The organism is Arthrobacter sp. GW460-12-1-14-TSB2 (genome assembly GCF_059423525.1).
The window spans coordinates 95,555-102,107 of record NZ_JBWKYC010000013.1 but is presented as its reverse complement, the minus strand read 5'-3'; the positions used below and the strand labels follow the sequence as shown (position 1 = coordinate 102,107).

The 6,553-nt window shown below is 65.2% G+C and carries 7 protein-coding genes and 3 tRNA genes; 7 read left to right on the top strand and 3 right to left on the bottom strand.

What is annotated here, in order from left to right; all coding sequences use genetic code 11:
- Positions 1-5 precede the first annotated feature (5 nt).
- Positions 6-78, top strand: a tRNA-Asn gene (locus AC07YR_RS15805).
- Between the two features lie 126 nt (positions 79-204).
- Positions 205-277 (top strand) — tRNA-Asn (locus tag AC07YR_RS15800).
- A gap of 70 nt (positions 278-347) precedes the next feature.
- On the opposite strand, the gene AC07YR_RS15795 is transcribed toward AC07YR_RS15800, so the two are convergent.
- The 3 genes from AC07YR_RS15795 to AC07YR_RS15785 form a co-directional block, all read right to left on the bottom strand.
- Positions 348-761, bottom strand: coding sequence for a hypothetical protein (locus AC07YR_RS15795; protein ID WP_028272120.1), 414 nt, complete (start codon positions 759-761; stop codon positions 348-350).
- 89 nt (positions 762-850) lie between these two features.
- Positions 851-1,030 carry a hypothetical protein gene (locus AC07YR_RS15790; protein WP_494734518.1) on the bottom strand — a complete coding sequence of 60 codons (180 nt, stop codon included), beginning with the start codon at positions 1,028-1,030 and terminating at the stop codon, positions 851-853.
- A 67-nt stretch (positions 1,031-1,097) separates the two neighbouring features.
- Positions 1,098-2,321: a multidrug effflux MFS transporter gene (locus tag AC07YR_RS15785; protein WP_436057160.1), complete on the bottom strand. Its 1,224-nt coding sequence runs from the start codon at positions 2,319-2,321 to the stop codon at positions 1,098-1,100.
- A gap of 184 nt (positions 2,322-2,505) precedes the next feature.
- On the opposite strand from AC07YR_RS15785, the gene AC07YR_RS15780 reads away from it, so the two are divergent.
- The 5 genes from AC07YR_RS15780 (at position 2,506) to AC07YR_RS15760 (ending at position 6,458) form a co-directional block, all read left to right on the top strand.
- Complete coding sequence (locus AC07YR_RS15780) at positions 2,506-3,363, top strand: phage holin family protein (RefSeq protein WP_494734517.1); 858 nt, start codon at positions 2,506-2,508, stop codon at positions 3,361-3,363.
- 51 nt (positions 3,364-3,414) lie between these two features.
- A complete protein-coding gene (locus AC07YR_RS15775) occupies positions 3,415-4,038 on the top strand; it encodes a CDP-alcohol phosphatidyltransferase family protein (RefSeq protein ID WP_436057162.1) in 624 nt (207 codons plus the stop codon).
- Entirely contained in the window at positions 4,038-4,943 is a 906-nt protein-coding gene (locus tag AC07YR_RS15770; RefSeq protein WP_436057163.1) for a DMT family transporter, read from the top strand. Before AC07YR_RS15775 ends, AC07YR_RS15770 begins: the two co-directional genes overlap by 1 nt.
- A 108-nt stretch (positions 4,944-5,051) precedes the next feature.
- On the top strand, positions 5,052-6,248 hold the full coding sequence (locus tag AC07YR_RS15765; RefSeq protein WP_055798587.1) for a glycosyltransferase: 1,197 nt from the start codon (positions 5,052-5,054) through the stop codon (positions 6,246-6,248).
- Between the two features lie 136 nt (positions 6,249-6,384).
- A tRNA-Ile gene (locus AC07YR_RS15760) sits at positions 6,385-6,458 on the top strand.
- Positions 6,459-6,553 lie beyond the last annotated feature (95 nt).

Genomic DNA, 6,553 nt, shown 5'->3' with positions numbered 1-6,553 from the left:
TCCATTCCTCCTTAGCTCAATTGGCAGAGCATTCGACTGTTAATCGAAGGGTTGCTGGTTCAAGTCCAGCAGGAGGAGCGCGCAGTCCCCGTTCCGGGTAACCGGGGCGGGGACTTTTTTATACCCTGGAGGGGTATTTGGCGGCGCCGTGGGAGCCGATTTCACATTGGGGCAAAACCTTTGCTAAGGTCATACCTGCTTCATTCCTCCTTAGCTCAATTGGCAGAGCATTCGACTGTTAATCGAAGGGTTGCTGGTTCAAGTCCAGCAGGAGGAGCGGACAGGCCCCGTGGCCGGCGAACAGCCGGGTACGGGGCCTTTTTTATGCCAGCAGGTCAGCCGGAAAGTCAGACGAAGTCCATCTCCACCTGCAGGAAGCGCTCCGCCTCTGCGATGGCGGCCCGGAACGCCTCGTCCTCGGTGGGTGACTTCCGCGGCTCGCGCGGGTGCCATTCGTGCGGCGCTGAATGCACCCTGGTGAATCCGCTGTTCGGCGGGGCGTAGAAGATGCCAAACCGCTGCACAGGCCATTCAGGGGACGTCTCAGGGGCCACCAGGAGCGCGGCGTTGAACGCCGGGTTGAACCACTGGGCGATGGGGCGGCGCCGGTCCTCAGTGAAGAGCCCGGCGGCGTACAGCGCTGCCGACTGCGGGCTTGTCTGCGAGCACAGCCTTTCCCACCACAGGGGCAGGATGCCGGCGTCGTCGCAGCGCTGCCACGTGGCCGGAAGGGGCGGATGATGCTTCTGCCAATCGGGCACAGAATAACTTTATCGCGTGGGCAATTGCCGGAACAGGGCCACTAAGCCCGTGCCCTGCCTCTGGAAGCGATTGCCTGTTGGGGCGTTCGTCAGGGCCGGTTCCAGGGGCCGGGGTTGACCCGGAAGAGCAGCGCGGAGCCAGCGATCGCCCCCAGGATGATGCCCATTGCCGGGTTCCCCATCGCCCGCCCGGCGAAGTAACCGGCGATGCCGCCAATCACCGCGCCGAGGAACAATCCCCTGCGGTTACGGTGCGGTCTCTTGGCCATGGGTCCAGCCTATCGGGATGGGTTCGGGGCCCTGTTGGACGAGTGGTGCCCAGTGGATGGAGCGAGCTCAGTGGATCGAAGGCACGGTGCGCGGGCGCACCACCAGCCACAGGGCAGCTGCTGCCAGCAGGATGCTCGTGGCCTGGACTCCGCCCATGACTGTCGCCGAGATGTCGCCGAACCAGCCCACCACGGGGGACACGATGCCGGCCATCATGAAGGTTGCCGCTCCCAGCAGGGACGCTGCGGTTCCGGCCTGGGCCCCGTGCTTGGAGAGTGCCAGGACCTGGACGCAGGGGAACGTGAAGCCGGTGCCGAGGATGTAGAACCAGAGCGGCACCATCACGCCCCAGAGCCCGAAGCCGAGCTGGTCGAAAATAACGATCAGCACGGCCATGACGAACATCCAGGCCGTGGAACAGGCCAGGATCCATTGCGGCGGGACGCGCCGGATCACCCGGGAGCTGGTCTGCACCCCGGCCACGATGCCCAGCGAATTGATGCCGAAGAGCAGGCCGTACTGTTGCGGCGTGAACCCGTACACATCCTGGAACAGGAACGGCGACGCGGACAGGTAGGCGAAGAGGCCGGCGAAGTTCATGCCGCCCAGCAGCAGCAGGCCCACGAAGATCCGGTCCGAAAAGAGCAGCTTATAGCGCTGGCCCGCCGTCAGGCCCGACCTGCCCCGGAGTTCGCGGGGGAGCGTTTCGCGCACCAGGAGGATGGCGGCAATGATCACCAGCGTGCCGTAGCCGGCCAGGAAGTAGAAGATGCCCGGCCAGGGCATGATCAGCAGCAGCTGGGAGCCAATCACGGGCGCCAGGATCGGAGCCAGGCCGTTGACCAGCGCCATCCGGGAAAACATCCGCACCATGGCGTACCCGGTGAAGAGGTCCCGCACCATGGCCATGGCCACCACGCCGCCGCCGGCTGCGCCGATGCCCATCAGCACCCGGAAGAGGCCCAGCGTGGCAAGGTCCGTGGACAGCGCCGCGCCGAGCGAGGCGGTGATGTGCAGCGCAGTGGCAAGGATGAGCGGGAGCCTCCGGCCGAACTTGTCGCTCAGCGGCCCCACCACCAGCTGTCCCAGGGCGAAGCCGATGGTTGTACCGGTCAGCGTGAGCTGGACTTCCGCCTCGGACACCCCAAGGCTCGCCTCCAGTGCCGGAAATGCAGGCAGGTAGAGGTCGATCGTGAAAGGGCCCAGTGCCGTAAGGGCGCCGAGGAGGAGGATGTACAGAAGTTTCCGCTTGCGGCTCAGGGAGTCGCCCGGATTGGCAGGAATGCTCACAGGGACCAATCCTATGGCCCTTGGATCATACTTTTACAGCGTTGGAGGGCGCGCCACGGGTTATTACCCGAAGGAGGTGCCGAAGCTGAATGATAGTTTTGACAACGGGGAGTGTGTGAAGCCGCGCAGGCCCCCGGAATCCACCGGAATCCGAATCAAAGATGGAACCAGTTAGGCGGGATCGATGAGCGGACGACACAGCGGCCGGGCAACAGGCGGACTGAGTATTGCGGCGCTGCCCAAAACTCTGAGGCTAGTTGCCAAGCTGGCACCACGCCAGCTCAACGACGAAATCGCCCTCGCGAAGATCGAGATCAAGCGCAAGGGCATCCAGGTCGGGGTGGCTGCAGCGTTCTTCGCCGTCGCGGTGGTGTTCCTCGCCTTCCTCGTCACCGGTCTCATCGTGGCCGCCATCATGGGGCTCGCCACCATCATGCCGGCCTGGCTGGCAGCCCTCCTGGTGTGCGCCGTGTTCCTGGTCATCGCCCTCATCGGCGGCCTGATCGGCATGCGTAAATTCAAGAAGGCCATGCCGCTGGTGCCCGAGGACACGATCCGCGGACTCAAACACGATCTCGGCATCGTCAAGGAAGGCTCGGAGTTCAACCCGGCCGTACTTGATCCGAGCTCCGAAGACGCCAAGGCTGCCAAGGCCGCCAAGGAAGCGAAGGCAGCCAAGGAGAAGGCGGAGAAAGAAGCCAAGGAAGCGGCAAAGCCGGACCTTGGTCCCGTCCCCACGGAAGCTGAACTGAAGAGCCGCCTGGACAAGCGCCGCCGGCACCTCACGGGCGTCCGCGACGAGCTCGGCGAGGAGCTTGACGTCAAGACGCAGGCCCAGCTCCTGCTGGGTGCCGCCGAAGCGCAGCTGAAGGCCGGCAAGGAACGCGCGGGCCACCAGGCTGAATCCCTCAGCCGCTCTGCCTCCAGCCTCCTGAACCGCGCCAGCGAGAGCCCGGTTGGAACCCGCTGGAAGCCGCTGGCCGCCCTGGTCGCGTCGGCCGCCGTCCTCGTCGTCCTCCTCCGCAAGCTCCTCAAGGGCTAGGACTTACCGGCACTACCCAGGTAGCCGTAGCGGAAGGGAAGGAGGTGGGGGATGAAGTTCATTAACGCAGGTGCGCGTCCGGGCCAGCGGCACGTAGACAGTGACGCCGTCTTCACCATCCCCAACATCCTGACGGTCGTCCGCTTCATGGGTGTGCCCCTCTTCATCTGGCTGGTCCTGGGGCAAAAGGAGTATGCCCTCGCCACGATTGTGCTGGTGGTCATGGGCAGCACGGACTGGGTGGACGGGTACATCGCCCGCCGCTTCAACCAGACATCCAGGCTGGGCCGGATCATGGATCCGATCGCCGACCGTATGGCGCTCATTGCCGTGGCCGTCACCCTGGTGATCGCCGGCGTCGTGGAATGGTGGTACCTGACTGCCCTGGTGGTTCCGGACGCCATCCTGATGGCCGTTTCGCTGTACTACTTCCACAGCCACCCCGACCTCCCGGTCAGCCGGATCGGAAAGATCCGCACAGCGCTCCTCCTCGTGGGCACCCCGTTGCTGGTGCTTGCCAAGCTTCCCATCCCGCTGACGGACGTCTACTTCGTGGCGGCCTGGATCTTCCTCGGCCTGGGACTGCTCGGCCACTGGGTGGCCGGTTACAACTATTTCCGGGCCATCATCCGTAAGGGCCGGCTCAAGCTCTCGAACGACGGCGGACGCGGCTGATGGTGTGGCTCGCCGTCTTCCTGGCGGTGCTGGGCGCGTTTTGCCTGGCCATCGGCGCGCAGCGCCAGGGCAGCGCCGTCAAGGCGGACACCGGCGGCCTTGCGCTCAGTTCGCACGGCCTCCTGCGGCTGATCCGCAATCCGCGGTGGGTGTTCGGTCTGTTGCTGCTGTGCGCAGGCATGGCGATGAACGCCGTCGCCCTCGTGTCGGCGCCGCTGACGGTGGTGCAGCCAATCGGGGCCATCGCCCTGGTGATCACCACTATCGTCAATGCCAAAGACCAGGGTCTGAGCATCAACCGGGCCACCGTGGTGGCCATCTCGGCGTGCGTCACCGGCTCGGCCATCTTCGTCCTGCTGGCGGTGAACGTGACCCAGGAAAACCATCATGTAAGTTTCGACGACGAACTCACCATTGTGCTTCTGCTCACCCTTGCGGTGGGCCTCTTCGGCACGCTGGCGCTGGTGTTCAAGCACCGGATGAGCGCCTTCATCTACATCCTCGGGGCCGGAGTGCTATTCGGTTTCGTGGCGGTGCTGACCCGCATCATCGGCAAGCACCTGCTCGACCCGAACGGGCTGGCCCTGCTCAACGTGCAGTGGTATTCGGTGGTGGCGATCGCCGCAGCGGGCGGGCTGGGTTCCTGGTTTGTCCAGTCGGCGTACTCCGGCGGGCCGCCGGATCTTGTCATCGCCGGGCTGACCGTCATCGACCCCATTGTCGGGATCGCCATCGGCATTGCCATCCTCGGAGAACTCCGCCCTGATGTCCACGCCGTGCTGGCGATTGCCATGGGGGCGGCCGCTTCCCTTGCTATCGTGGGGGTAATCGCCCTCTCGCGGCACCATCCCGAAGTGACCAAGCGCAAGAAGGACGCGCGCAAGGCCGCAGGGCGGGTGTCATAGGGCGGGTAATACCCAGACTTCACCAGAAGTCCCGGCGCTACTGCGCCGAGGGCCAGCCGGCCGCCACAGCCAGCGCTGACCGCACCGTGACCACCAGGAGCTCTCCACGTGACCATGCCCGACAGCCAGCAACCACTCACCATCCTGATTGCTGCGGACACCTACCCGCCCCACGTCAACGGAGCCGCACAATTCGGATACCGCCTGGCCAAGGGCATGACGGCACGGGGACACGACGTCCACGTGCTCGCGTGCCGGCCGGACAAGGGCAAGAGCTTCACCGAGTTCCGCGCGGAGGGTACCGTGCACCGGATCCGCTCGCACTCAGTGCCGACGCACGAGTACTTCCGCATCACCTTTCCCTGGGAGATCAAGAAGGAGATCAGCCTCCTGTTTGACCGTGTCAAGCCGGACGTCGTGCACATCCAGAGCCACTACATGATCGGCGAGCACGTGCTCTACGAAGCCGAGCGGCGCGGAGTTCGGATCGTGGCCACCAACCACTTCATGCCGGAGAACCTGAACCCCTTCCTGCCGTTTCCGCAGTGGTTCAAAGACATCGTGGGACGCATCTCCTGGAAGGACATGGGCAAGGTCATGGGCCGGGCCGACGTCGTCACCACGCCGACGCCGCTGGCCGCCAAGGCCATGCACCAGCACGCCTTCCTGCGCAAGGTCCTGCCGCTCTCCAACGGCATAGACTCGGCCGCTTATGAACTCCGGGAGGGCGAGGTGATGGAGCGCCACCCGCACCCCACCGTGCTGTTCGCGGGCCGCCTTGCGGAGGAGAAGCACGTCAACGTCCTGATCGATGCCGTGGCGAAGACTCCCGCTGAGTTGAACGTCCACCTGGAGATCGTCGGCGGAGGCGAGGTCCGCGCCGCCCTGGAAGCCCAGGTGGCACGGCTCGGACTGGAATCGCGGGTGAAGTTCCTGGGCCTGGCCAGCGACGCCGAACTGCGCGAGGCATACATCAAGGCAGACCTGTTCTGCATGCCGGGAACAGCCGAGCTCCAGTCCCTGGTCACGCTGGAGGCCATGTCCGCATCAACACCGGTGCTGTTGGCGGACGCCATGGCGCTGCCGCACCTGGTGCGAGACGGTGAGAACGGCTACCTCTTCACGCCAAACGACAGCGACGACCTCGCCGCCAAGATCACCAGGGTGCTGGAGCTCCCCGCCGAGGATCTTGCGGCAATGGGCAAGGCCAGCCGCTGCATGGTTGAGCCGCACAGCATCCAAGGAACCCTTCAGACGTTTGAGGACCTCTACCGCGGCGCCACCTACGACGACAAAGTGGTGTAGTCCCCGGATGCGTCATCCCGGTGCGCCGCCGGTCGCCGGAGTGCAGGTGCGCAAATCAGGCCGCTACTATTGCTAGAGTGTTTTTGCCCCGGAACTGCGGAGGCTCCCCGCGGAGCCGCCAGTCCGCGGGGCGCACGGGGCTATAGCTCAGCTGGTTAGAGCGCGGGACTCATAATCCTAAGGTCCTCGGTTCAAGTCCGAGTAGCCCTACGAAAAGGTCCAGCCGCCGGCACTGCCGGAGCAGGGACTCTGTGCCGACAGCACCAGTACCGCGGAGGGGGGGGGGGGGGGGGGGGGGGGGGGGG